This window comes from Halomonas sp. XH26, from assembly GCF_024138895.1.
GTDB classification, from domain to species: domain Bacteria; phylum Pseudomonadota; class Gammaproteobacteria; order Pseudomonadales; family Halomonadaceae; genus Vreelandella; species Vreelandella alkaliphila.
The window spans coordinates 4,041,238-4,066,222 of sequence record NZ_CP071889.1; the positions used below are offsets into that span (position 1 = coordinate 4,041,238).

The following is a 24,985-nucleotide window of genomic DNA, read 5'->3' on the forward strand; positions in this document are numbered from 1 at the left end:
TATCTGATAGGGAATATTAATCAAGAGGAGTGACCAAGGTGAAGCGAACGGTACTGATTATTGGCTGCGGAGATATCGGCATAACGCTCGGGCGCGAGCTACTCAGCGAAGGCCATCATGTTATCGGCGTGCGCCGTCATGTCGAGGCATTAAAAGACACGGGCATTGAGCCGTTGGCGCTTGATCTTAACGATCTTGAAGGCGCTGGTGCTGATGCCCTGCCTCGTGCTGACTACGTTATTTATACTGTCAGCGCTGACCGTTTCGAAGAAAGTGCCTACCAAAGCGCTTATCCGGATGGCCTCAATCGTGTGCTTGGCGTGCTGGATCAGCATAAAACGCCGCCGAAACGCATCTTTTTTGTGTCGTCGACCAGTGTTTATGGCCAGCAGGAAGGCGAGGTCGTTAGCGAAGACAGCCCAACCGGTTCAACCAGCTTTTCTGGCAAGCTAATGTGCGATGCTGAACAAGCGCTGATTAACCATCCGATTCCCGGCACGGTAGTGCGCTTTTCGGGTATTTACGGCCCTGGGCGTGATCGTTTGATTCACCAGGTCGCGGAAGGCCGCATCGCGGCAGTTACGCCGGTCAGCTACTCCAACCGTATTCACCGTGATGACTGCACCGGTATTCTGGCGCACTTAATTCGTTGTCAGGAAAAAGGCGCGCCACTCGCCGACCTTTACCTAGGTAGCGACTGCGAGCCCGTCACCCTGCATAACGTGATGGCGTGGTTAGCCAAACAGCTCAAGGTTGAATCTACCGAGACCATGCAGTCACCACTGCGCCGTCGCACCAGCAAACGCTGCGATAATAGCCGTATCCGTGAAACGGGTTATGAATTTCGCTATCCAACCTACAAAGAAGGCTACGCACAGGTGCTAAAAGAGGGCGGCTTCTTAACACCACAAAAAGCCTAATCGTTTCGGTGCTAATTCCTTTGCACTAACCTCTTTGCACTACCCTCAAAAAAAGAGCGAGCACTTAATGATAAAGTGCTCGCCCGTTTTTGGTGAAGACAGTTGCTTGAGGCATTAGGCTCAGAGGTTTAGTCGCCAATGACCATCACAGCTTCTGCTTCTACTTGGCTGCCTTTGGGTAACGCTTTGACGCCGACCGCTGCACGGGCAGGGAAAGGCGACGAGAAGAACTCTTCCATCACCTTGTTTACGATCGCAAAGTTATCCAAATCAACAAGGTATAAGTTGAGTTTGACGATATCGCCAAGCGTACCGGCAGCCTCTTCACACACTGCCTGTAGATTGGTAAATACTTGACGTGCCTGTGCCTCAAAGTCGTCAGAAACAATTTCCATCGTCGCTGGGTTCAGCGGGATCTGACCCGAAAGATACACTGTGTTGCCAGCCTTAATTGCTTGAGAATAAGGGCCGATTGCAGCGGGGGCTTTATCAGTATTAATAACCGCTTTGTTGCTCATGAGATAGCACTCTCCTGTCGTGTTTAATATATTTTTAGACGTATGTTATGGATAGGGTGATAGCGTTAAACATTAATTCTAATGGTCCGCCATAGCAGTTGCTGCCAGCCCATCGCCAGCAGCCTACTAACGGGTGATTAATTGGTCATTCTGGTTATTTTGCCGACATTAGGAAGGTTGCGAATACGCTTAATAATGCGCGCAAGATGCACTCGGCCTTTTACCGATAAGGTTAAATTAACGATTGAAAGCCGCGCATCACGCTCCTCAATACCGATACGCTCGATATTGGCGTCAGCATCGGTCACCACGCCTGCCAGCTCAGCCACCAGCCCACGACGGCTCTCAATTTCAATGCGCAGCGCGACCGGGAAGTCTTCATCTATACTGTCCGACCACTCAAGAGCAAACAGCTTCTCTGGGTCGTTTTTACGATCACCTAGGTTTTTGCACTCACTGCGATGCACCACCAGCCCCTTGCCAACGGATAAGTGGCCGACAACGGGGTCGCCCGGCAATGGATGACAGCAGCGGGCAAAATTAATCACCATACCTTCGCTACCGCTGATAACGACAGCTTTTTCACTATCCCCACTGAGAACGTAGTCAGAGTTTCCGCCATTGGAGATATCAACCAAGCGCCGCGCCACCACATGGGCCATTCGATTGCCCAAGCCAAGCGACTCTAACAAAGCATCTAACGAAACGACATCCAGCTCTTTAAATGCTTTAGTAAAAACACTTTCGTCCATCTCTTCCAGGCTGGTTTCAAATGGCGCCAGCGCCTTATTCAACAGCCGTCGCCCTAGGATAACCGCTTCTGCCTGCTGCTGGTGCTTCAATGCATGGCGTATCGCGGAACGCGCTTTTGCTGTCGTGACGAAGTTGAGCCATGCCAGGTTAGGCCGTGCCCCAGGAGCAGTAATAATTTCCAGCGTTTGGCCACTTTCAAGACGCGTCGAGAGCGGGGCTAAATGGCGATCAATACGACAAGCAATGCAGTTATTGCCAATATCGGTGTGTACGCTATAAGCAAAGTCGATCACCGTTGCGCCCTGAGGCAGCTCCATGATGTCGCCTTTGGGGGTAAATACGTAGATATCGTCTGGAAAAAGATCGTTTTTAACGTGCTCAATAAACTCTAGCGAGTCACCCGCATGGCGCTGCATTTCTAGCAGCCCTTTTACCCAAGCACGGGCGCGGGCATGGCTGCCTTCGGCAATGGGGTGGGTTGTTTGCCCTGCTTTATAGAGCCAGTGGGCAGCGATGCCATTATTAGCCATCGCCTCCATCTCACGGGTGCGGATCTGCACTTCAATGGGCATCCCACCCTGACCAAACAGCGTAGTATGAAGGCTTTGGTAGCCGTTGGCTTTTGGGATAGCGATATAATCTTTAAATCGCCCTGGTACAGGCTTATAGAGATTATGTACCACGCCTAAGATGCGATAGCAGCTAGCGACATCTTCGGTAATGATGCGAAATCCGAAGACATCCATAATTTCCGCGAACGGCTTACGCTGGTCGCGCATCTTTTTATAAATCGACAGCAGATGTTTCTGCCTGCCGATCACGGTACCTTTAAGCCCTTCATCGTCCAGACTCTGCTGTAGCGATGACTGAATTTCTCGCATCGCACTACGGCGGTTCCCCCGCGCGCTGGCTACCGCTCGTTTGATGCGTTCTGAACGCATTGGGTGAATAGCCTGGAAAGAGAGATCTTCAAGTTCAACACGAATCGTATTGATGCCTAAACGTCCCGCTATACGGGCATAAATTTCCAGCGTTTCTCGGGCAATACGGCGCTTTTTATCTGGGCGCAATGCTCCCAGCGTGCGCATGTTATGCAGACGGTCAGCCAATTTTACGATGATGACGCGGATATCCCGCGACATCGCTAACACCATCTTCTGGAAATTTTCCGCCTGGGCGACGGCTTTGTCTTCAAAGGTGATCTGGGTCAGCTTGGAAACACCATCCACCAGTTCGGCGACAGGCTTACCAAACTGCGCAGACAGCGCCTTTTTCGAGACACCCGTATCTTCAATGACATCGTGCAGCATGGCCGCCATCAAGCTTTGATGGTCCATGTGCATATTAGCCAATATATTAGCGACCGCTAACGGGTGGGTCACATAAGGCTCACCAGAGCGGCGGCGCTGGCCGTCGTGGGCTTGCTCGGCATAATAGAAAGCGCGTTTGACCTGCTGTATTTCGTCTGGAGGTAAATAGCCGCCAAGTCGATCGGCCAGGTCATCAATGGTGAACATTTACCGCGCCCCTAGTCGCTTCTAAGTCCAGTCTCTAGTCAACCTTAGTCGTCGATATGTGTCGTAGGCGTCATTGCTGGCCGCGTACGAACCGCGGCTTCAACCGGCTCATCTAGCACGGTGTGATTTACCAGGCCGGCGGCAATTTCACGCAGAGCCATAACGGTAGGTTTATCGTTCTCCCAGGGCAGTTGCGCTTCACGGGAGCCACGGGCAAGCTGGCGCGCGCGCTGGGTAGAAATCATCACCAGTTTGAAGCGGTTCTCAACATTTTCCAGACAATCTTCAACGGTTACGCGAGCCATGGGGGCCTTCCTGTAATGACAACGCTGGGCCAGCGTTGTGGTGAAACGCCGCGGGCCCAGCAAAAAAAGTGGTAATGGAACCTGCTAGATTACTCGACGCTAGGCGCTTGTGACAAGAGCGCATCGAGTAGTGGCGCATGACGCACCTGCATCGCCTCACGTGTTAAGCGGCGACTGATCACCAGCGACTGCAACTCTTGCAGTGCTGTGGTGAAATCATCATTGATGACTAAGTAGTCATATTCATCAAAATGGGACATTTCGCTAACGGCATCACGCATACGCCGAGCAATCACTGCGTGCTCATCGGTTCCGCGGCTAGAAAGACGCCGCTCTAGTTCGCTACGCGAGGGTGGCAAGATAAAAATCGACACTGCCGAAGGCATTTGCTCACGTACCTGCTGAGCGCCCTGCCAGTCGATCTCTAAAATAACGTCTTGCCCTGCGTCCAGAACAGTTTGCGCCGCACAGCGAGACGTACCGTAGTAATTATCAAAGACCTTGGCATACTCAAAGAACTCACCGCGCTCAATCATCGCTTCAAAGTCGGCTACGTGAGTAAAGTGGTAGTTCACACCATCCACTTCCCCCTCGCGCTTAGCTCGCGTGGTATGTGATACCGAGACCTGAATACCATCCAGGCTCTCGATCAGCTCGCGGACCAAGCTGGTTTTACCAGCACCCGACGGGGCAGAAATAATAAAAAGCGTACCCTGGGACATGAAGCGCTTCCCTAATTAGCGAAAGATAGTTAGCAAAAGATAGATAGCGAAATGATAGTCAGCGAAAGATCGTTGATGAAGATAAACAAAACAACGGCTATGCGTTGTACTGTGTATAAAGTAGCGCGCAGTATCGCACACCTATGCTATGGACTGTAGCGTTTCGGCGCAGTCACAAGGAGGTCGTTATGCGCAGTACGATCGTTATTTTATGCTTAATTGCCCTGGGCGTAGCGTTCCAAAAAGGGCTGATTGAGATTCCCCGCCATTGGGCACCCTGGGCGCCACTCTATATCGATGACCCAATAACGCCCATCACCCAGCTAAAGCTCAAACGTCTAAACGATGACCGGGGTGCCTGTTTAGCCGCACTGGACACCGTGCCAGAGAGCGAGCTTAGTTACACACCTTTAGCCGATTATTCCCCAACCGCTAGCTGCCCACTGACGAATATCGTGCGTATGCAGTCTAGCAGCGTTCGTTTTAACCAAAGTTTTGTCGCCACCTGCCCAATGGCGCTGGCCTGGGTAATGTACGAGCGCCATGCCCTGCAACCTGCTGTCCTGAAAATCATGGGTAGCCGTGTGGCCCAAATCAATCACGTTGGAAGCTTTGCCTGCCGTAACGTCTATGGCCGCGAAACAGGCAGGCGCAGTGAACACGCCACCGCTGAAGCACTGGATGTGGTGGGGTTTCAGTTTGAAAATGGCCAGCACATTACGCTGATCAATCACTGGGATGACGAAGGCGAAACCGGGGAATTTCTAAGAGCAGCGAGAGATGGCGCCTGCAACACCTTTGGTAACGTGTTGGGGCCAGACTACAACGCCGCACATGCTGACCACTTTCACCTCGGCATGCGCGGCTTTCGGCTATGTCGTTAATAAACACTCATTGATAACGTTCAGCCGTAGCGAAAGTGCGTTTCTCAAGCCAGCGCCCCCAAGCAAAAATCACTAGCCCGCAAAGTGCTAAACCGGTACCGACTAACCCTGTGCTCGACCAACTAAAACCCGCGCTAATGACCAATCCCGCTAACCACGCTCCTAATGCATTGGCCCCATTAAAAGCCGCATGGTTTAGCGAAGCCGCCATCGTCTGGGCATCTTCTGCTACATCCATTAAACGGGTCTGCAGCGCAGGCGCTAGCGCCATACTAGAGCCGACTAATCCTACAAATAACAGCCCCGTCCAAACATTATTAGCAGCAAAATAGAACAATCCCTGAATTACTGCGCACCACACCAAGGTAGCGGGAATTGCACGCATCAGGTTCTTGTCCGCTGCACGACCGCCAATTAAATTCCCAGCGATAGAGCCAAGACCAAAGATGACCAGCACTAGCGGCCCCAGCGCTTCACTCATACCCGCTTGCTGAGTAAGCGTAGGCATCACATAACTAAAAATAGCAAACATACCGCCACAGCCAATACAGGCAATGGCCACCGTCACCAATACACGCTGCTTTATCAATGCCGACAGTTCACGTAGCGGGCTTGCTAAGGCATCGAACGGCTGTACAGGTACCCACAAACGAATCAATAGCGCAGTCAACAGTGCAATAACACCTACGGCTGCAAAAGCAATTTGCCAACCAAACAGATTACCTGTCCACGTGCCTAACGGCGCGCCAATCAGAATCGCCAACGTCAAGCCCATCATTACCCGTGAAATAGCGCGTGCCCGCTGATCAACTGGCACTGCACCCGCGGCCACCAATGCGGCTACGCCAAAATAAGCACCATGCGGCAACCCGGCGATAAAGCGTAGCCCTACAAATGACCAGAATCCGGGCGCCATGGCACTGGCGATATTACCGACGGCAAAGACCAACATCAGCACAATGAGTAACGCACGCTTAGGTACCCGCGCTGCAAAGGCAGATATCAGTGGTGCACCGACGACCACACCCAAGGCATAGCTACTGATGGCATAGCCCACCTGTGGCACCGTAACGGCGAGATCTTCCGCGACACGGTTCATTAACCCCATAATGACGAATTCGCTGGTGCCAATACCAAACCCGCCTAACGCCAACACGACTTCTGCCAACCGCGGGTTACGTGCCAATCCCGATGACGACGCCTGCATACTTTTCTCCCCCAGGCGCATTCAACACCTGCTTAACAAAACGGTCTTGTATAGCTGCAAATGATCGCAGGATTAGACAAAAGTAGAAATACGCAACACCAAAAAAGTTAGCGGGCGAACGAGACAATTCCTACGGATTACAACGGTAATATCCCAGGGAGCCTCTGATTAACGTTATGAGCGCAGGCCAGACAAGGCAAAAATCAACGAAAAAAGGACCGGGCTCGCGTTCGAGTTTACGGGTTGTAAATGAGCATTTTGATCGGACTCGCGCACGAGGTGATTTTTAACGCAGTATGGACAAGCGCAATAGTTAATCAGAGGTTTTCTAGTTTTGTTAGTGTGTTTTTAAACTTATAAGCAGGTGAAACGTTCATGACACTAGAGTCTATCGAGTGCGCCATGGAGGCACTGGCTAAAGCAGACCCCGATATTGCCCGTGCTTATCCACTCGTGGGAGCACCCGCCCCGCGCCAACGCGACCAAGGCTTCGCAACGTTTTTTAGTACGATTGTTAGCCAGCAGATTTCGACGGAAGCGGCGCGCGCTATTATGGGCCGAGTCACTTCATTGCTACCTGAATTGCACGCGCAAGCAGTGATGGACGTTGAAGACCAAGCGCTGCGTGATGCAGGGCTTTCCTGGCGCAAAGTAGCCTATGCCAAAGGGCTGGCGGAGGCAGAGCTTGCCGGCACATTCAGCGCCGATGGGTTGGCCACGCTGAGCGATGACGAGGCGATTGCCGCTATTACTCAACTGCGTGGTTTTGGACGTTGGAGCGCCGAAATTTACCTGATGTTTTCGCTCCAACGCGCGGATATATTTCCCGCCGACGACCTTGCCTTACGTGTAGCGCTTGGCCGTCTAAAAAAGCTGGAAGACAAACCCACGCCTAAACAGGCTCGCCAGTTAGTTGAACACTGGGCCCCCTGGCGTAGCGTGGGTTCGCTATTTTTATGGCACTACTATCGTGGAGAGCCGCTTTAGGGAACGATCTTACCCGTTAGATCATCGTCATGATCAGAAGGCGATGGCGGCGCTATGAGTGCCTCAGGCTGAGCAATAAAGCGATACGCTAGTGCCCCTAACGCCGCGCCGATCATAGGCGCTACCCAAAACAGCCACAGCTGAGCCGTCGCCCAATCTCCTACATACAGAGCAACGCCCGTACTACGCGCTGGATTCACCGAGGTATTGGTCACCGGAATACTGATCAGGTGAATCAGCGTTAAGCCCAAGCCAATCGCCAACGGCGCAAACCCTGCCGGTGCGCGGCCATCGGTTGCCCCCATAATGATGAAGATAAACACCATGGTCATTACGACTTCCGTTAGTAACGCCGCCGTCATGCTATAACCGCCGGGTGAATGCTCTCCATAGCCATTCGATGCAAACCCAGCCGACACATCAAACCCTGCTTGGCCACTCGCAATCAGATACAGCACGCCACCGGCAACAACGGCACCCAGTACTTGCGCACCAATATAGTAAGGCAACTCTTTAGCAGGAAAGCGCCCTCCCACCCAAAGCCCTATCGATACCGCAGGATTTAAATGGCACCCCGAAATATGCCCAATCGCATACGCCATCGTAACAACCGTTAAACCAAAGGCCAGCGACACCCCTAATAGGCCAATGCCTACGTCTGGAAAAGCCGCCGCTAACACCGCGCTGCCACAACCGCCCAAGACTAACCAAAACGTACCGATTAACTCCGCTGCGTACTTTTTCATATCCCTACTCCTCTAATGACCAAGTATCATTGGGAATACCGCGCCAGCTAATTAAGCACCCATAAGGCCGCTCATTAATGTGTACGCAGTAATGCGCGCACTCAGTGCACGACACTTTTTAATTAATTTAAAGCAAGAAACCAGTTCTTAAATACCAGGCGCATTGTTAATTTCTTTTACAACGAACTAGTGTAAAAAACCATTTAACTAAGCACCTGCAACAAAGACAAGCTTTTATATAACAGCCTTTAAAAATGGGCAAACAAATATCACCAGCGACATTAAAATAAACAATAAGAAACAATTAGCGCACTAGTCATTATGCGCTAAAAAATCATTAATCAATTAAATCGCTAAAAAGTGTTTCTTTAACAATTTATTTTTAATTGACTAATATTAACCATTCAGGGAACGCCACGTACAATGTGCGCTAGTGAGTTAGCGGAAGTAAACTTGGCAGCATTCACAGTGGCACTCAGGGCAAGTGCCGCACCCGCCAACGAAGGGAACCGTGACCCGGTCGCCAATGCGCCATGTGTTTACGTCTTTACCCACGGCCTCGACAACACCGTAAAGCTCATGCCCCGGCACATGAGGAAGTTGAATATCAGTGTCATGCCCTACCCAGCCATGCCAGTCACTGCGGCACACCCCATTCGCCATTAACTTCACAACCACGCCATGCGGCTAGGGGGTGGGATCATGCAGTTGCTGGATCTGTGGTGGGGCGGAAAATTGCTCAAAAACCACGGCTCTCATGGGGGGATTCCTGAACGCGTTAGCGGCAAGTTGAATGCACCCACTATAACGGGCCCTGCCCGAAATTACGTTTCCTTCTGATGGACATTCTTCGTCATTTTGAAGCACTCTTTCTAATAGCAGCAGTAAATCGAAAGAAGAATTCAGAATGAGCGCGCTGGATAAAAAGGATGCCCGGTTAGCCACGTTGCTCCAGGCGGACGGGCGTGTCTCCAACGCACGGCTGGCCGAGCAGTTGCACCCAGCATAGCGAAGCCACGACGGCAGAGTTCGAGCGCATTATCCAGGCCAGCTCCCAGGTACTGAGTTGCTAGGCCTGTAAGCGAATTAGTCGGGTAGGTTATGAAAATAGGAAATAGGCTGCCAGCAGACTTTACGCACTTGAATAACTTCTGCAGCAGGCTGCGGTACGATAAGTAATAAACAGAAAACCAGATACAGTAGTATCCAAAATAGGCCTAAAAAAGCTAAAATGGGTACAGTAATATCCCTTTTAGGAATGCATAGCTTATGCGCCGTTTTCTGCTGTTAGACGATACCGATGTCCAGCAAGCCTTTGCGGCTCACCTGCGCCACTTACGCGAACAGGCCAAGCTATCCCGTGCGGCACTGGCACAGCGCAGCAATGTGCCTGCCCCAACCATCAAAAAATTTGAGCTCACCGGGCAAATATCGTTTCGCCAACTGCTGTTGCTATGGCAAAGCCTAGACGACTTGGCACGGCTATATGCGCTGACCCAACAAGACGCATTCAACGCAAAGACACCTTCCTCTATCGAAGAGGTGCTCAAAGATGGCCTTTAAACCCACGCAACGGCTGAATGTGACCCGCACGCTATCAACCGGGGAACAGGTTGCTGCGGGCGTATTAGCGCAAAACCGCCAGGGGGTATTTTTTCAGTACGCGAAAGGCTATGAGGAACGACATGGCAACCTATCGCCTTTTACGTTACAGCAAGGCCTAGCGCTTCAGCCCGCCCCTAAAACACCGCATCAAGGGCTGCACGGCGTATTTGGCGACTGTTTACCCGATGGGTGGGGACTGCTGCTACAAGACCGGGTATTCCGTCAGCATGGTATAGCGCCTATGCAGCTTACGGCGATGGATCGACTGGCATTTGTTGGCCAGCGCGGCATGGGCGCACTGGCCTTTGAGCCAACATCAGATGCTGCGCCGACACAAAGCGATAATGAGCACCTAGCGACACTCGGACTCCAAGCACAAGCCGTTTTTGATGGGCAAACCGAAGACGTACTAAGTGCTCTAGTCGCAGCGGGTAGCTCCGGTGGGGCAAGGCCAAAAGCACAGCTTTTTATGGCTCCAGGCCAATTCAGCGAGTACCGAACCAAGGCCCGGCCAGAGGATGACGCGTGGCTGGTCAAGTTTACCTCCCAACATTTGCCTTTGGGTCACGAAGAAGGCCTATGCGAAGCGGTATACCTGGAGTTGGCTAAAAAGGCAGGCCTTGAGCCGCCGGAATGGCAGTTGCTGCGCATACCGACGCCGCAGGGGGAACGCGCTTGGCTTGCCATCAAACGGTTTGATTGGATTAATCAAAGCCCTGCGGGGCGTCTGCATATGCATAGCGCCTGTGGTCTGCTGGACGCCGACTTTCGAACTCCTAGTCTTGATTACGCCGACCTTATCAAAGCCAGCCGCCAGCTGTGTAAATCCCCCGCCGTCGGCCAACTCCAATTCCGACGCGCCCTGTTTAACCTGTTTGCCTGCAATCAGGATGATCACAGTAAAAACTGGGCGTTTTTGCAGGACGACCGAGGCGAATGGAAACCAGCGCCTTTCTATGACGTAACGTTTAGCCCTCATCCTTATGCAGAACACGCGACTGCTTACATAGGCTACGGTAAGCAGCCGCCTCTAAAAGCCATTCAGCAGCTAGCTGGGCATGCAGGCTTTGCCAACTGGAAACAGACTCAGCCGTATGTTCATGAGATCGTAGACGTTATGAGCACTTTCCCAACCGTGGCCAAAGACCTTGGTGTGAAAGCCAGCACGATTGAGCTGATCACCCAGCGATTGAATCAAGCGTGGCAGGAGAACAAGGAGCTTTTACTCAGTTAACGATGACTGTTTAAAGAAGCTAAATGGCGAGGAATACGTCCCGCATACAAGCGTTATCGCTCGCCCAAAAAGTTATAATCAGCACCAATTTTCGAAGCACCAAGCTGATACTGATGCACCCCATTAGCTTTATGTGCTGTTTGATTGCAAAGTACACGATATTTTAAGTGTGTGGCGGCTCGCTTGGCGCCGACACGACCGTAATGTAAGGATCCCAAATGGCCATTAAGAAGAACGAGCTCTACTCATCCCTTTGGGCAAGCTGTGATGAACTGCGCGGCGGTATGGATGCCAGCCAGTACAAAGACTATGTGCGCAAGACAGCACGCAGAGTGCCTCTCAGTGGAAGGACACTAACGGCCAGTTGAAACCCTTCGATTTCGCCGTCGCCAACCCTCCGTTCTCCAACAAAAACTGGAGGTGCGCTAAGCCGTAAATACGGCCATGGTACAAAGCTACTGGGAAATAGGCCGTTTAATTGTCGAGCACGAACAGCAAGGCAATAGCCGGGCTGAGTATGGTAAGCAACAGCTACAGCAGCTCTCGCAACAGCTTACCGAGCGGCTGGGTAAAGGTTTTGATGTCCGCAACCTACGCAATATGCGCCAGTTTTATCAAAGCTTTCCAAAACGGAACGCAGTGCGTACCGAATTGAGCTGGACTCACTATCGCACCCTGCTGCGAATAGACAATGCCCAAGCCCGAGACGGGGTATTTGCACGAAGCGATCAACCAAAGCTGCAGAGCAAATGCATAGATGGGACTAAATTCCCATAATCCAATACAAAATGGGAACATAGTACCTAAGCTTTTCCTGGTTCGATTTTAGCTTTGACTATGACAACGCTTTTTTAAAATCACCCTACTGTTTGCAAATTGCCCCTTTGCTTACTCTGCATGCAGGGGAGCCTATAACTTTACGTAGATAGCACCGATGCAAATCAAGATTTCTCAGAGCAGCAGCGCATTATTAACTTGCCCACTGCGCCATTAAAGCATTGATGACCAGTGGTGATTTCCGCACTCCATTCTTATTGGAGCCCGTACCGCGGCCTCGTTGAGCGATATCTATCGATAGATTGAAGCCCACACACCCGATAATACCGCCCCAGTGCCTTCTGGCCATGCCGTTTTAACAGGAAAATTCACTTGCTCAATTATCACCAGTTGATAAGATGTCCGGCCTATGTATATGTGTACAGTTTTTAACAAACTAGTCAAAGAGAGCGTTATGGAAAGCACGGGACGAAAGCGCTGTGTGACTGGCATACGCGGCCAAACGCCCGCCTCAGATTACTCAGTAGATATTTGGTTTGACTCACTAAAATCAATCGCCAACGTGCTGTCTAAAGAAAACCAACACTTATTAAAAGTGATCACTGAACAGCAGCCACAGTCAGTCACCGAGCTAGCCGAACTGACAGGTCGAGCGGTAAGTAATGTATCGAGAACTCTGAAGACGTTAGATGGCTTGGGTATTGTAAGATTACTGCCTTCAGGATATACAAAAAAAAGATCGAGCTGGAATACCAAAGTTTTTTGGTCTTAGTTTAAAGGATATTTATGAGCTTAAGAAAACTTCTATCAGAAATAGCAGGTGGATGGGCAAAAGCTAAAAATGAGCAGTTTACAGGCCACCCAATAGCCAACTTACTAAGAAAAGATTTAATTTCAGCGATAAAAAAAGAGCTGCCTTTTCCAAATAATTATTTGATAAAGGCAAGTGCTGGTGCAGGCAACTGGGCAGATGTACCATGACTGTCGATTCTAAACCCTACTATAACAAAATCAACTCAATCAGGCATTTATCCTGTTTATTTATTTCGTTCTGATGGTAGTGGCGTTTACTTATCGCTAGGTTTTGGAACTACAGAACTTAAAAAGCAATATGGGAAAGATATAGCAAAACAGAAAGCAGAAGATCTGCGAAATAATATACGAGGTTCAGACAAGCGACTGAACCGTTGGGACCAGAAAATTGATCTTCGATCTAATACAGCGTTAGGCCAGTCTTATGAGTGGGCTTCCGCTGGAGCGAAATTTTATCCTTTAAATAACATGCCTGATGATAATGTCCTAGTTTCTGATCTAACAGAACTACTAGAAATATATGCTGATTTTAATGCGCAGACTAAAAAAAACAATAGTCAAAATCTTAAAAAATCTAAGCTACTCCCCAAACCCTTCCTACTCCTGGCTGGTATCTCAGGAACTGGCAAAACCCGTTTTGTTCGTGAACAGGCAAAAGCCACGGGCCAGTTTAATGAAACCTATTGTTTAACTTCGGTGCGCCCTGATTGGCATGAACCGAGTGATCTATTGGGGTATATTTCTCGACTCTCAAGTAGCGGCCAGGCGGAATATATTACTACAGATGTACTTCAATTTATTGCCAAAGCCTGGCGTGCCATCGCCGATAGTAACTTAACGATTGATGTACAAAATAGTGATGACCATGGCGAGCGTCTGGTGGTCAGTGGTGACCGTGGTGCTCTACAAGCCGTGTTGCCCTATTGGCTATGCTTAGATGAAATGAATCTTGCGCCTGTTGAGCAGTATTTTGCCGATTACCTATCGGTGCTCGAAACCCGTGAATGGGATTGGGATGGAGATACCTTCATTTACAGCAGCGATGCATTATTAAAGCCTGCTACGATTAGCGCCGTTGCGGATACGGATAAATTAAGAGTCGATTTGGGCTTTGAGTTACCAGACTACGACGATCTTTGGCAGCTAATCTGTCAGTATGGCTTAGCAATTCCATTCAACTTAATGGTTGCCGGCACGGTTAATATGGATGAAACCACCCATGGCTTTTCGCGCAAAGTAATCGATCGCGCCCTAAGCTTTGATTTTGGTGAATTTTTCCCCAATGATTACGATACTTTCTTTGCTCCAACCAGTCATAACAAATCACTCGGTTACCCTATTTGGTCACAAGCGCGAAAAGATGATTTAGCCAACACCTGTGATGCCGATGGATCGCAAACATTGGCATTTTTGAGTGCCGTGAATACGGTATTGAAGACCACCCCGTTTGAATTGGCCTACCGTGCACTTAATGAGTTATTACTGGCCGTAGTCAGCACCCAGCCACAGGACGAGCTAACCCTGAAAGCCGTATGGGATGATTTTATGATGTGTAAAGTACTGCCTAGGATTGAAGGAGATAGCGATAAGCTAACTACAGCAGCAGGTGGAGATATGTTGGCGGAGCTGAATAACGTATTGACGGAGCAATTGTCGCCTATCTGGAATGCTGATGACAATAATGATTCGGCCCATCAGCGACCCGATCTGTATAGAGAACAAGCACTGGACGTAGAAGCAAGAGAAGACGAGAAAGTACTGCGCATTGCTTGTCGCTCAAAAGGTAAGCTCTCATGGATGAAACAACGCTTGGATAGCGTGACGTTTACGAGTTTCTGGCCGTGATTTTTTGGCTGTAACGCTAAGCACGGTAGAGGTAAAGCGAAAGGAGTGGCGAGGAATGCCTGAGTTAATACGATTACAAACACCTGATTTTGAGTTTTCGGTTTGGGCTAACGATATCAGCGCGCGCGCAAAAGTGTATCAGGCCACTGTGGCCGAAAGAGCCAGCCTAACGCTTGAGTATGCAGAGCGCGATGCAGCCCTTCGCTTTGCCCCAGAAATTAAAATTGTTGATATCGCAGTTATTGATGAGCAGAACAATAGCTTTGAGCTTGATAATAGCCATACACAAACTGTTTTGGCGGCAAGTGTCACTGCGCCTGAAAAATGCTCAACATTTACTTTAAATACTCCTTTGTTTTTTGAAAATACTCAATATCAGTTTGAATGGGTGTTCTTTCACGCCGTATCCGATGCATACTTGGTACATCGTAGCCAAAGCGTCAGCGAAGCGTTTCGCTTTGCCAAACAACGGGGGCCTATTCCCGCACGTTTAACAGGCACCATTAATACTGGCAATGATGTTGGCTGGATGCGCTTACCACTATCATTTGAGGCAGAAGGTAAAACCCACACACAGCATATTGCCTTTGAAGTGTTGCCTACCAAGATGGCGCTACATCACGATTTACCAGCCATGTACCAGGCAATTGATGCTGTTTACCCGCTTTGGCGCTTTAGCTTGGTAGAAAAAACCGAGCAAGATGCAGCAGCCAGCAAACAACGAGGACACTTTCCACTGATGTGGCTGGCCAACTTTGCTGCTTTAAGGGAACGCTTTGAACAAGGCCTAAAGTTAATCTGTGCTGCCCCGCATAGCCGTTTACAACCAACAATTTCCAATGTTAAGGCGGCAAAATTAAAAGGGCGCCTACCCTACAGGCTCGCTGAGCAAGTTAAGCGAGACTTTGCCAATGGTCAATATGATAAACGTTATCGGGTAGAGAAGAAGCAGCTTAGCGTAGATACACCTGAAAACCGTTTTATTAAAATGGCGGTTACCCAGTGTAAACGACAACTGGCCAAGTTTGAGGCTACGCTGCGTGCTAGCAATCAAGCACCAGAACGCCAACGCTTATCGAATTTTTTTTTAAATGAACTGCATAGCTGGCAACTACCGATACAAAAGGTTCTGAATCTAAGCTTCTTAAAAGAGGTAAGTGCTTACGGTGGTCTAAGCCATGAATCTCTTGTGCTGCAACAAAAAACAGGGTACAGCGCGGTATACCGAGTGTGGCAAGAACTGAGGTTTTATTTGGATGTGTTTGGCAATCAGTCGAGCATTTCAATGAAATCGGTGGCCGAAATTTATGAGGTATGGTGTTTTCTGTGTCTGAAACAGATTTTAGAGCAGGATCTTGGCTTTGAATTAGTCAGCAATAGCATAGCAACATTGTCACAAAATGAGTTTTTCGAATATCAGCTAAAAGATGGTTTCGCCGGTGCATTTCAATTTAAACGCGATGATGGTGTCACGGCAAGGCTGGCTCATGAGCCAAAGTTCACCAACAAAGGGCTGTCCATTCGTTCTTACTTGGTAAACCAAGAACCAGATATTGTATTAGAAGTCACCTTGCCCAAGACGGATGGTTCAGACGAAGAGCAGCAGTTTATCTGGTTATTCGATGCGAAATACCGCATTAAAACTAATAAAAATCGTTTTGACAACAGTGAAGAAAATATTTCGCAAACAGATTACGTACCCGACGATGCTATTAATCAAATGCACCGTTATCGGGATGCGTTAATTCGCTTGTCTGTACCCGATAACAAGACTCAGAAATCAAATGACTACACTGCAGCCAAACTCCAGAAGAAAAGCCGGCCAGTATTTGGTGCCTTTGCTTTGTACCCAGGTTTTTTTGATCAAGTTAATGACACTAACCCATATGCTGATGCGATTGAAGAGGTCAGCATAGGCGCGTTTGCTCTTTTACCTTCGCAAACCGAGAACAGCTACTGTGGTCACAAGTGGTTGCTTGACTTTTTGCAGGCGCAAATCGGTACAGCCCCAAGCAGCAAAACTGCGCAGCATGATGAAACCATTTACCCTATAGCAGGTATGGCAGAGCGTTTATATATGCAGGAAGCAGCGCGTATACCTTATTACGGTATGCGCCAAGTTCTTTATCCTGACCTAACTATGACAGTTGCACTGGGGGGCCAGCGAGGCCGCGACAATAGTTACTTTAACGCATTTGAGCAGGGTACTGCACAGTGGTATCACCTACCGCAAAAAACCTTCTTGGCTAAATTTAAGCAGCATATTGCTGAAGAAATTTGCTACTTGGCTTTAGCATCGACATCTGACATCCAAAGAGCTACCAAGCAAATAGATAAGTTATGGCCGGTAAAGCGAGTATCCGTATTACCACGCTATGCTATTAGCGAAGAGCAAGCGGGTAAAAAATCAGGCGCTGATGATCTGTATTATTTGTTTGAACTAGGTAAGCCACTGACGCTACAAAGCCCAGTTACCCATGTTCCACATCGTCCCATAAGAAACTCGATGAAACTGACGACCTTAACGCGAATAGAGAATGTTAAGCAATTTTATGAAGTAGAGAAAGTTTATGAAGAGGCCATGGTGTAATGGGAGATAAAAGATAATAACAAAATTTAAATTTAACTTGTTGATTAAAGTATTATTTACCCGTTATTTTATTAGCGATTAAAAATAGGTAATGACAAATTTATTTGTAAAATAAAATAAAAAAAGCCCTGTATTTACAAGTCAATAACAGGGCTTATTAGATGAATAAAAAATTTACTCAATATTCTGAATCTGCTCCCGCATCTGCTCAATCAGCACCTTTAACTCCACTGCGCATCGGGTCGTCTCAGCCACCACAGATTTTGATGACAGCGTGTTAGCTTCGCGGTTGAGTTCCTGCATTAGGAAGTCTAATCGGCGGCCTTTGGGGCCTTTTTGGGCGAGCTGGTGGCTCACTTCTGCTATATGCGCGGTGAGGCGGTCTAGCTCTTCGTCGACGTCGGCTTTTTGTGCCACCAGTACCAGTTCGGCTTCCAGGCGTTGCGGGTCGAGTTCGGTTTTGGCGACTTCTAAGCGTTCCAATAGTTGGGCGCGCTGGCGCTCTAAAATTTGCGGCAACAGGCTGCGCACGGTGGCGACTTGTTCACTCACAGCCGTTAGGCGAGTAGTGATCATCTCAGCAAGTTTTTCGCCTTCCCGGGCGCGGGCGTCGATCAACTCGTTCAATGCTTGATCAAATAGCGTTTTGGCGGCGGCTTTGATGGCGTCTTGATCGAGGTGCTGGGTTTCCATAACACCGGGTTGGTTAAGCAACGCCAGCGTGGTGGGCGGCACGGCACTGGGCACCTGTTGCTGAATGGCCGCCAGGGCATCGGCTATTTCTTTTAAGCGCTGGGCGTTAACCGCAGGGGCTTGGTTGGCTTCGGCGGCCTCAAAACGCAGACTGCACTCTACTTTGCCTCGCGCTAGGCGCGTGCGTAAGGCGTCGCGCAGCATCGGTTCTAACTCGCGTAGAGCGTCGGGCAGGCGAAAGTGTGGTTCCAGATAGCGCTGATTCACCGAGCGGATTTCTACCTGCAGGGTGCCAAACGGGGCGGCCTGCTCGGTGCGGGCAAAGGCGGTCATGCTGTGTACGTGGCGTGGGTTGGCCATTAAAGTTTCCTGTTCATCGCGCATTTAGGTCAGTCTAACCGATCTTGTGCTGGTAGATGCGTCTGCCTTGAATAGGCCCATCAGTGGCGGCGTTGACGTGTACAATAGAGGGCTTTCCCACTGTTAAATTGATGTGAGGTGCTATGCGTCCTGATGTTGTTCGCCCTAGTGGTCGTGAAGCCGACCAGCTTCGTGAAATTCGCATAACCCGCGATTACACCCGCCATGCAGAAGGTTCGGTACTGGTGGAGTTTGGCGATACCAAGGTGCTGTGTAATGCGAGCGTAGAAGCGGGCGTACCACGCTGGCTGCGTGGCAAAAATCAGGGTTGGATCACCGCTGAATACGGCATGTTGCCCCGTGCCACTCACACCCGCAGTGGCCGTGAAGCGACGCGTGGTAAACAGGGTGGCCGGACGCTGGAAATTCAGCGTTTGATAGGCCGTAGCCTGCGCGCGTCAGTGAACTTGAAGAAGTTGGGCGAATTCACCATTACCGTGGATTGCGATGTGATCCAGGCCGACGGCGGCACCCGTACCGCGTCGATTACCGGTGGCTGCGTGGCGCTGGTGGATGCCATTCGCTACCTACAGCGCGAGAAGAAAATCAAAGGTGACCCCTTTAAACAGCTGGTTAGCGCGATTTCGGTGGGTATTTATAAAGGCGTGCCGGTACTAGATCTGGACTACCCGGAAGATAGCAAAGCCGACACTGACCTGAACGTGGTGATGACTGAAAGCGGCGAGCTGATCGAGGTGCAGGGTACTGCAGAGTCGGGGGCGTTCAACCGTACTGAACTGAATGCGATGCTTGATCTGGCGGAGAAAGCGGGCTCCGAGCTACGTGAAAAACAGCGCGAAGCACTGGGTATTCGCGGTTAAGGCATTACTTGGCAAATAACTTACGCGCTTACGCAAACAGGCCAGCTTTTAAGCTGGCCTGTTGCTGAGACGGGTAACGCGACGCGGGAAAGTGAGCGCTTACAGCGCTAAGTCATACTCAACGATCAGCGGTGCGAACTCAGAGAAGGTCGCATCGTAATCAATCCACGCGTCGACCACATGGCGACGGAAGTTGGGGCCGACCAGCTGGTAGTCGATCCGCCAGCCTTCTTGGCGCTCACGGGGCACGTCTTGGTCTAGCTTTGGCCACCAGGTATATTCACCAGCGTCGCGATTAATTTCGCGGAAGGTGTCGATAAAGCCGGTTGGGCCAAGTACCTGATCCATCCAGGCACGCTCTTCAGGACGGAAACCAGAGGTAAGCTGATTGTCCGACCAGTTGGCCAAATCAATGGTTTTATGGGCAACGTGCCAGGTACCACAGATGATGTATTCGCGGCGTTTGCGCGACATCTTCGTCAGGTACTCTTGGTACTGCTCCATAAACGCCTGTTTGGCTTTTTGATCACTTCCATCAGGCATCAAGAAGGTGGCGATGCTGAAGCGGTCATAATCCGCCTGCAGAAAGCGCCCTTCGTGATCACACTGAGGAAACCCAAGGCCGTACATAATCGCCTTGGGAATTTTGCGGCAATAAAGTGCCACGCCGGAGAACCCATCTTCTTCCGCATCCAGAAAGTAGCCTTCGTAGCCTTCCGGATAGAGAATATGGTCGTCCAGTTCAAAGCTTTTTGCCTTGATGTTCTGCACGCAGATCACGTCGGCATCCTGCTGAGCCAGCCAGTCCAGGAAGCCACGGTCGACGGCATCACGTATACCATTGACATTGATGCTGGCAATTTTCATAAATCGTCCCTTTTGCGTCGCTGCTGTATGATACCCGACGTTTAGACGTTTGGGTAAATAGACAAACCAAATCTTGCTATTTAACCCCGTTTTATTGTTGCGTTTACTTAGATTCCTATTACTTACATTCCTATCGACAAGAGAAGACCACCGTGGCCACCACTCTACAACCCTATCAGCGCGATTTCATTGCCTTCGCTATTGAGCAGGGCGTGCTCAAGTTTGGCGAGTTCACGCTTAAGTCAGGGCGAGTAAGCCCTTACTTTTTCAATGCAGGCCTGTTTCAAACCGGCCGTGCCTTGGCCAAGCTAGGCCGATTTTACGCCCAGGCGATTGTCGATAGCGGCCTGCAGGCGGATGTGCTGTTCGGCCCAGCCTATAAAGGCATTCCCTTGGCAGCGGTCACCGCTGCGGCCTTAGCCGACCATCACGACCGCGATATGCCCTACGCGTTTAATCGTAAAGAAGCCAAAACCCACGGCGAAGGCGGCAATATTGTCGGCGCGCCACTGGCCGGCGATATTTTGATCATTGATGACGTGATTACGGCCGGTACGGCTATCCGTGAAGTGATGAGCCTGATTGAGCAAAGCGGTGCCCGCGCAGGCGGCGTGATTATTGCACTTGACCGTCAAGAGCGCGGCCAGGGCGAGCAAAGCGCTATCCAGGAAGTGCAGGCTCAGTACGGCATGCCGGTTGTCAGTATTGTCACCTTAGAGCAAGTGCTTACTTACCTTGAAGAGCATGCTGGAGGCGAAATGCTGGCTTACGCCGAGGCCGTGCGCGCTTATCGCGACCGCTACGGCATCACGGGCTAGTCGCTGCATCTATCGCTCACTGCCTAATGCGCCAGCATAGCCTTGCTGGCGCCACGCTTCATAGCTAACGATGGCCACCGCATTGGAAAGATTCAAGCTACGGTTATTGGGCTGCATGGGGATGCGCAGCTTGTGTTCTTCAGGCAGCGCAGCGTGCACTTGGGGTGAAAGCCCTGCGGTTTCTGAACCGAACAGCAATACGTCGCCCGGGGCGAAGGTCGCGTCACTGTGAGCACGGGTGCCTTTGGTAGTAATCGCCCATAGTGTGCGCCCCTGCATCGCCGCTTGAAACGCCGTAAAATCGGCATGGCGGGTAACATTGTTTAGATCGCGGTAATCTAGCCCGGCGCGCCGCAGCTTTTTCTCTTCGAGATCAAAGCCCAGCGGTTCAATTAAATGTAGTCGGCAGCCATTGTTAGCCACCAGGCGCATAATGTTACCCGTGTTGGGTGCCATACGCGGTTCAAATAGCGCTACTTCAAACATTACCACCTGCCTATTATTAACTCATTGTGCGTTCGCCCAGCGCCGCTGATTGTAATGGAATTTGCCTAGGAAGCCTTTGATTAATGTGATGAGCGCAGGCCAGACAAGGCAAAAATCAACGAAAAAGCGGAGTTTACGGGTTGTAAATGAGCATTTTGAGGCGATTTTTAACGCAGTATGGCAAAGCGTAATAGTTAATCAGAGGTTTTCCAGAAACACTTGTAGAGGTCACCCTTCACCATGACGCCCCAACCGCCAAAGAGCATTCTTAGCCGCATTAAAGGGCTAAACCCGCGCCAGCAGGAAGCGGTGCGCTATATCGATGGCCCCTGTTTGGTCTTGGCGGGCGCCGGGTCTGGTAAAACCAGCGTTATTACCACCAAAATTGCCTATCTGGTGCAAGAGTGCGGCATGAGCGCGCGCAAAATAGCGGCGGTTACCTTTACCAATAAGGCCGCCCGGGAGATGAAAGAGCGCGTTGGGCAAATGCTGAAGGGCAAAGAGGGCCACGGGCTAACGGTATCGACGTTTCACAATCTGGGCCTGAATATTATCCGCGGCGAGCTGAAAACGCTGGGCTACAAGCCGGGCTTTTCGTTGTTCGACCCGGAAGATGCCAAAGCACTGCTGCGCGATTTGATGAACAAAGACGCTCAGGTAGACGCTGAGCAGATCAACGCTGTGCAAGCCAAAATATCCACGTGGAAGAACGATTTAGTGCTGCCCAGTGATGCGCTTTCGTTTGCCGCGGATGATGACGAGCACTTTGCCGCCCGGGTTTATGAAGCTTACGTTCGCCACTTGAAAGCCTATAACGCGGTGGATTTCGACGACCTGATTCTGCTACCGGTGGTGCTCCTGCAACGCGACTCAGAGGCACTGGCCCGCTGGCGGAACAAAATCCACTACATGCTAGTGGATGAGTACCAGGACACTAACGTTTCCCAGTACCTGTTGGTGAAACTGCTGATGGCGGAGCGGGCTACCTTTACCGTGGTCGGTGACGACGACCAGTCAATCTACGCGTGGCGCGGTGCACGGCCTGAAAACCTAGTGACCCTTGGCGAAGACTTCCCACGCCTGAAAGTGGTTAAGCTGGAGCAGAATTACCGCTCGACCGGCACTATTTTGCGCGCGGCCAACACGTTAATTGCCAATAACCCGCACGTTTACGATAAAACCCTGTGGTCGGATATGGGCGATGGCGCGCCTATCCGGGTCATCGTCAACCGCCATGAAGAGGCGGAGTCAGAGCGGGTAGCCAGCGAAATGCTGACTCGGCGCATCAAAGAGAAGGCAGAATGGCGAGATTTTGCGGTGCTCTATCGGGGTAATTTTCAGGCACGTTTATTAGAGCTCAAGCTGCAGCATTACCAAATTCCCTACAAGCTTTCCGGTGGTACGTCGTTTTTCTCTCGCAATGAGATCAAGGACACCATGGCCTATCTGCGGCTGTTAATTAATCCCGCTGATGACAATGCCTTTTTACGCATTGTGAATGTGCCCCGCCGTGAAATCGGCCCCGGAACGTTGGAAAAGCTGGCCAACTATGCAACAGAACGCTCTATTTCGCTGTTTGCTGCCTGCCACGAGCTGGGGTTAGAGCAAACGCTGCCGACTCGGGCCGTGGAGCGCCTGTCACGCTTTACGCACTTTATTGATGGCGTGCGCAAACGCATGGATCAAGACGATGCCATCGCGGCAATTCGCGACATGCTGCGCGATATGGATTACGAGGCGTGGTTGTACCAAAACGCCAGTGCCCCGACCGTCGCTGAACGGCGCATGGCCAACGTATGGATTTTGATTGATCAGCTAGAAAAGTCGCTAAACCGCGACCCCGAAGATGCAGATGATTCCACTGCGACGGAAACCGATGGCGTCGAAGCTGCTATTTCGCGTTTAGTGCTTCGGGATATTCTTGAGCAACAGGCCGAAGAAGACGACTCCGACCGTGTGCAACTACTCACTATGCATGCCTCGAAAGGGCTGGAGTTTCCCCATGTCTATTTGATGGGCTTAGAGGAAGACTTGCTGCCCCACCGTAACGCTATTGAAATGGAGACAGTAGAAGAAGAGCGCCGCTTGGCTTATGTCGGCATCACTCGGGCAAGACGCACGCTAACACTCACGCTAGCCCGCCAGCGTAAAGCGTATGGTGAGCTGATGGACTGCCAGCCCAGCCGCTTTTTAGACGAACTGCCCGCTGATGATTTGGAGTGGGAGGGACGCGCCGATAAAGAAGATCCCGAGAAAAAGCAGGCGCGTGGCAAAGATGCCTTGGCAGGCATTCGCTCACTGTTAGGCTGAAGAAACAAATCATAAGCAAAAAAATATCCACAGGGGGTTTTAGCAACCCGCCTGTGGATACATCATTCAGCAACGGCAATAATTACTGTGCCTGAGACACCATGTAATCGACAACGGCCATGATCTCTTCATCAGACCCTTGGCTGCCACCCCGTGGTGGCATCACGCCTTTGCCGTTAAAAACACTCTGGTAAAGCGCTTCTTTACCTTGCTCAATACGAGGCGCCCAGGCTTCAGCGCTGCCAAACAAAGGGGCGCCCGCCACACCGCTGGCGTGGCAAGCTACACAGCCAAGGCTGGTGTAAAGGGCTTCACCATCCAGGCCATTGCTGGCGGTAGAAGCTTCGGCTTCCTGTGTACCTGCTGCCGCTTCTTCGGTAGAAGAAGACGCCATCGTTTCTTCTGACCCTGCGGCTTCACTTTCCTCTGTTGCGGCGGTTTCTTCTGCTGCAGGTGCTGCATCTTCTTCACTGGCGGCACTGCCTATGTCAGACACATCCATGACAGGCTCAACCATATATTTGGTTACTGCTTCCATTTCTTCATCAGACAAATTGGGGTTGCCACCACGCGCTGGCATCGCATTGAAGCCGTTAATGGAATGATCAAGCAGTGTGGCAAAACCTTTTTCAACGCGGGCTGACCAAGCAGCTTCATCACCGCGAATCGGAGCGCCAGCAGCGCCGGTTTCGTGGCACGCCATACAAATACGGTTATAGATACCTTCGCCATCAATCTCATCGCCGCCGCCACTAGCGGCAGCCGGCGCTGCTGCGGTACCACAGTCTTGGCCTTGCAAGCAAAGTTGACCTACCGGCGCTAGGCGCTCAGCGATTGCGTCACGTGCTGCGTCTTGGGCATAAGCACCGGATGTGCCTGCCATGACGCCTAGGGCCGCCAGCCCGCTCATGATCAGCTTAGATTTCACTCTCACCACCTCTTGAGTTTTGTCATAAAACGTTTTGTGCTTAACCCCTGCGCGCGGCAGCGACATCATCAACCTGCGGCAACCGAGACGCCAAGACGTGCATATCGCATTAGTATACCGAGAACGCTAAGCGTAAGAAAATGCTACTAAGCGCGGCAATTCAACCTATGCCGTACTCTGTGCTTTATTCAGCAGTTTAAAAAAGGTGCCAACGATCAC

Annotated in this window: 23 protein-coding genes and 2 pseudogenes; 14 read left to right on the plus strand and 11 right to left on the minus strand. The window is 50.7% G+C overall.

All coding sequences use genetic code 11. The features are described 5' to 3' along the window. Positions 1-38 precede the first annotated feature (38 nt). Positions 39-920 (plus strand): SDR family oxidoreductase, encoded by an 882-nt coding sequence (locus J4377_RS18465; protein ID WP_253486332.1) that lies wholly within the window; start codon positions 39-41, stop codon positions 918-920. Positions 921-1,048: 128 nt separating this feature from the next. On the opposite strand, the gene J4377_RS18470 is transcribed toward J4377_RS18465, so the two are convergent. From J4377_RS18470 to gmk, 4 genes are all read right to left on the minus strand, one after another. Then, positions 1,049-1,438 carry a RidA family protein gene (locus J4377_RS18470; RefSeq protein ID WP_009723285.1) on the minus strand — a complete coding sequence of 130 codons (390 nt, stop codon included), beginning with the start codon at positions 1,436-1,438 and terminating at the stop codon, positions 1,049-1,051. A 137-nt stretch (positions 1,439-1,575) separates the two neighbouring features. Further along, positions 1,576-3,708 carry a bifunctional (p)ppGpp synthetase/guanosine-3',5'-bis(diphosphate) 3'-pyrophosphohydrolase gene (locus J4377_RS18475; protein WP_095603388.1) on the minus strand — a complete coding sequence of 711 codons (2,133 nt, stop codon included), beginning with the start codon at positions 3,706-3,708 and terminating at the stop codon, positions 1,576-1,578. Between the two features lie 44 nt (positions 3,709-3,752). After that, complete coding sequence (gene rpoZ / locus J4377_RS18480) at positions 3,753-4,013, minus strand: DNA-directed RNA polymerase subunit omega (protein ID WP_038479742.1); 261 nt, start codon at positions 4,011-4,013, stop codon at positions 3,753-3,755. A gap of 89 nt (positions 4,014-4,102) precedes the next feature. After that, the gene (gmk, locus tag J4377_RS18485; RefSeq protein ID WP_038479745.1) at positions 4,103-4,735 is read right to left on the minus strand and encodes a guanylate kinase; all 633 of its coding nucleotides are present in this window, start codon (positions 4,733-4,735) and stop codon (positions 4,103-4,105) included. Positions 4,736-4,923: 188 nt separating this feature from the next. On the opposite strand from gmk, the gene J4377_RS18490 reads away from it, so the two are divergent. Continuing rightward, positions 4,924-5,619: an extensin family protein gene (locus tag J4377_RS18490; protein ID WP_253486333.1), complete on the plus strand. Its 696-nt coding sequence runs from the start codon at positions 4,924-4,926 to the stop codon at positions 5,617-5,619. 7 nt (positions 5,620-5,626) lie between these two features. On the opposite strand, the gene J4377_RS18495 is transcribed toward J4377_RS18490, so the two are convergent. Continuing rightward, complete coding sequence (locus tag J4377_RS18495) at positions 5,627-6,826, minus strand: MFS transporter (RefSeq protein WP_253486334.1); 1,200 nt, start codon at positions 6,824-6,826, stop codon at positions 5,627-5,629. A 375-nt stretch (positions 6,827-7,201) separates the two neighbouring features. Between J4377_RS18495 and J4377_RS18500 the strand changes: the two genes are divergently transcribed. Continuing rightward, entirely contained in the window at positions 7,202-7,813 is a 612-nt protein-coding gene (locus tag J4377_RS18500) for a DNA-3-methyladenine glycosylase (RefSeq protein ID WP_253486335.1), read from the plus strand. Here the strand turns inward: J4377_RS18500 and aqpZ are convergent. Together aqpZ and J4377_RS18510 are read right to left on the minus strand one after the other, a co-directional pair. Then, positions 7,810-8,559, minus strand: coding sequence for an aquaporin Z (gene aqpZ, locus J4377_RS18505; protein WP_253486336.1), 750 nt, complete (start codon positions 8,557-8,559; stop codon positions 7,810-7,812). The genes J4377_RS18500 and aqpZ overlap by 4 nt on opposite strands. A gap of 468 nt (positions 8,560-9,027) precedes the next feature. Beyond that, positions 9,028-9,318, minus strand: a pseudogene (locus tag J4377_RS18510) (alcohol dehydrogenase catalytic domain-containing protein); the annotation flags it as partial. Positions 9,319-9,466: 148 nt separating this feature from the next. Between J4377_RS18510 and J4377_RS18930 the strand changes: the two are divergent. The 8 genes and pseudogenes from J4377_RS18930 to J4377_RS18545 all read left to right on the plus strand — a co-directional run bounded on the left by J4377_RS18930 (position 9,467) and on the right by J4377_RS18545 (position 17,423). Beyond that, positions 9,467-9,568 carry an AsnC family transcriptional regulator gene (locus J4377_RS18930; RefSeq protein ID WP_370687192.1) on the plus strand — a complete coding sequence of 34 codons (102 nt, stop codon included), beginning with the start codon at positions 9,467-9,469 and terminating at the stop codon, positions 9,566-9,568. A gap of 260 nt (positions 9,569-9,828) precedes the next feature. Next, a complete protein-coding gene (locus tag J4377_RS18515) occupies positions 9,829-10,122 on the plus strand; it encodes a helix-turn-helix transcriptional regulator (RefSeq protein WP_253486337.1) in 294 nt (97 codons plus the stop codon). Beyond that, complete coding sequence (locus J4377_RS18520; protein WP_253486338.1) at positions 10,112-11,398, plus strand: type II toxin-antitoxin system HipA family toxin; 1,287 nt, start codon at positions 10,112-10,114, stop codon at positions 11,396-11,398. Before J4377_RS18515 ends, J4377_RS18520 begins: the two co-directional genes overlap by 11 nt. Before the next feature lie 218 nt (positions 11,399-11,616). Continuing rightward, positions 11,617-11,766, plus strand: coding sequence for a hypothetical protein (locus tag J4377_RS18525; protein WP_253486339.1), 150 nt, complete (start codon positions 11,617-11,619; stop codon positions 11,764-11,766). A 76-nt stretch (positions 11,767-11,842) separates the two neighbouring features. Continuing rightward, positions 11,843-12,175 (plus strand): DUF1016 N-terminal domain-containing protein, encoded by a 333-nt coding sequence (locus J4377_RS18530; protein ID WP_253486340.1) that lies wholly within the window; start codon positions 11,843-11,845, stop codon positions 12,173-12,175. 454 nt (positions 12,176-12,629) lie between these two features. Next, entirely contained in the window at positions 12,630-12,947 is a 318-nt protein-coding gene (locus tag J4377_RS18535; protein ID WP_253486341.1) for a helix-turn-helix domain-containing protein, read from the plus strand. 14 nt (positions 12,948-12,961) lie between these two features. Further along, a pseudogene (locus J4377_RS18540) lies at positions 12,962-14,833 on the plus strand (MrcB family domain-containing protein). Positions 14,834-14,888: 55 nt separating this feature from the next. Next, on the plus strand, positions 14,889-17,423 hold the full coding sequence (locus J4377_RS18545) for a restriction endonuclease-like protein (protein WP_253486342.1): 2,535 nt from the start codon (positions 14,889-14,891) through the stop codon (positions 17,421-17,423). 174 nt (positions 17,424-17,597) lie between these two features. Here J4377_RS18545 and J4377_RS18550 read toward each other — a convergent pair whose 3' ends face one another. Next, complete coding sequence (locus J4377_RS18550; RefSeq protein ID WP_253486343.1) at positions 17,598-18,476, minus strand: YicC/YloC family endoribonuclease; 879 nt, start codon at positions 18,474-18,476, stop codon at positions 17,598-17,600. A 143-nt stretch (positions 18,477-18,619) separates the two neighbouring features. Here J4377_RS18550 and rph point away from each other — a divergent pair, with 143 nt between their 5' ends. Beyond that, the gene (gene rph / locus J4377_RS18555; protein WP_038479800.1) at positions 18,620-19,357 is read left to right on the plus strand and encodes a ribonuclease PH; all 738 of its coding nucleotides are present in this window, start codon (positions 18,620-18,622) and stop codon (positions 19,355-19,357) included. Between the two features lie 99 nt (positions 19,358-19,456). Here the strand turns inward: rph and J4377_RS18560 are convergent, their stop codons facing one another. Next, positions 19,457-20,224 (minus strand): exodeoxyribonuclease III, encoded by a 768-nt coding sequence (locus tag J4377_RS18560; protein ID WP_009723298.1) that lies wholly within the window; start codon positions 20,222-20,224, stop codon positions 19,457-19,459. Positions 20,225-20,376: 152 nt separating this feature from the next. Between J4377_RS18560 and pyrE the strand changes: the two genes are divergently transcribed. After that, the gene (gene pyrE / locus J4377_RS18565; RefSeq protein ID WP_083007769.1) at positions 20,377-21,042 is read left to right on the plus strand and encodes an orotate phosphoribosyltransferase; all 666 of its coding nucleotides are present in this window, start codon (positions 20,377-20,379) and stop codon (positions 21,040-21,042) included. Between the two features lie 9 nt (positions 21,043-21,051). On the opposite strand, the gene J4377_RS18570 is transcribed toward pyrE, so the two are convergent. Then, positions 21,052-21,528 (minus strand): tRNA (cytidine(34)-2'-O)-methyltransferase, encoded by a 477-nt coding sequence (locus tag J4377_RS18570; protein ID WP_038479806.1) that lies wholly within the window; start codon positions 21,526-21,528, stop codon positions 21,052-21,054. Between the two features lie 240 nt (positions 21,529-21,768). Here J4377_RS18570 and rep point away from each other — a divergent pair, with 240 nt between their 5' ends. Then, positions 21,769-23,838: a DNA helicase Rep gene (gene rep, locus J4377_RS18575; protein WP_253486344.1), complete on the plus strand. Its 2,070-nt coding sequence runs from the start codon at positions 21,769-21,771 to the stop codon at positions 23,836-23,838. An 82-nt stretch (positions 23,839-23,920) separates the two neighbouring features. Here rep and J4377_RS18580 read toward each other — a convergent pair whose 3' ends face one another. Continuing rightward, a complete protein-coding gene (locus J4377_RS18580; protein ID WP_253486345.1) occupies positions 23,921-24,766 on the minus strand; it encodes a cytochrome c5 family protein in 846 nt (281 codons plus the stop codon). Positions 24,767-24,985: the final 219 nt, after the last annotated feature.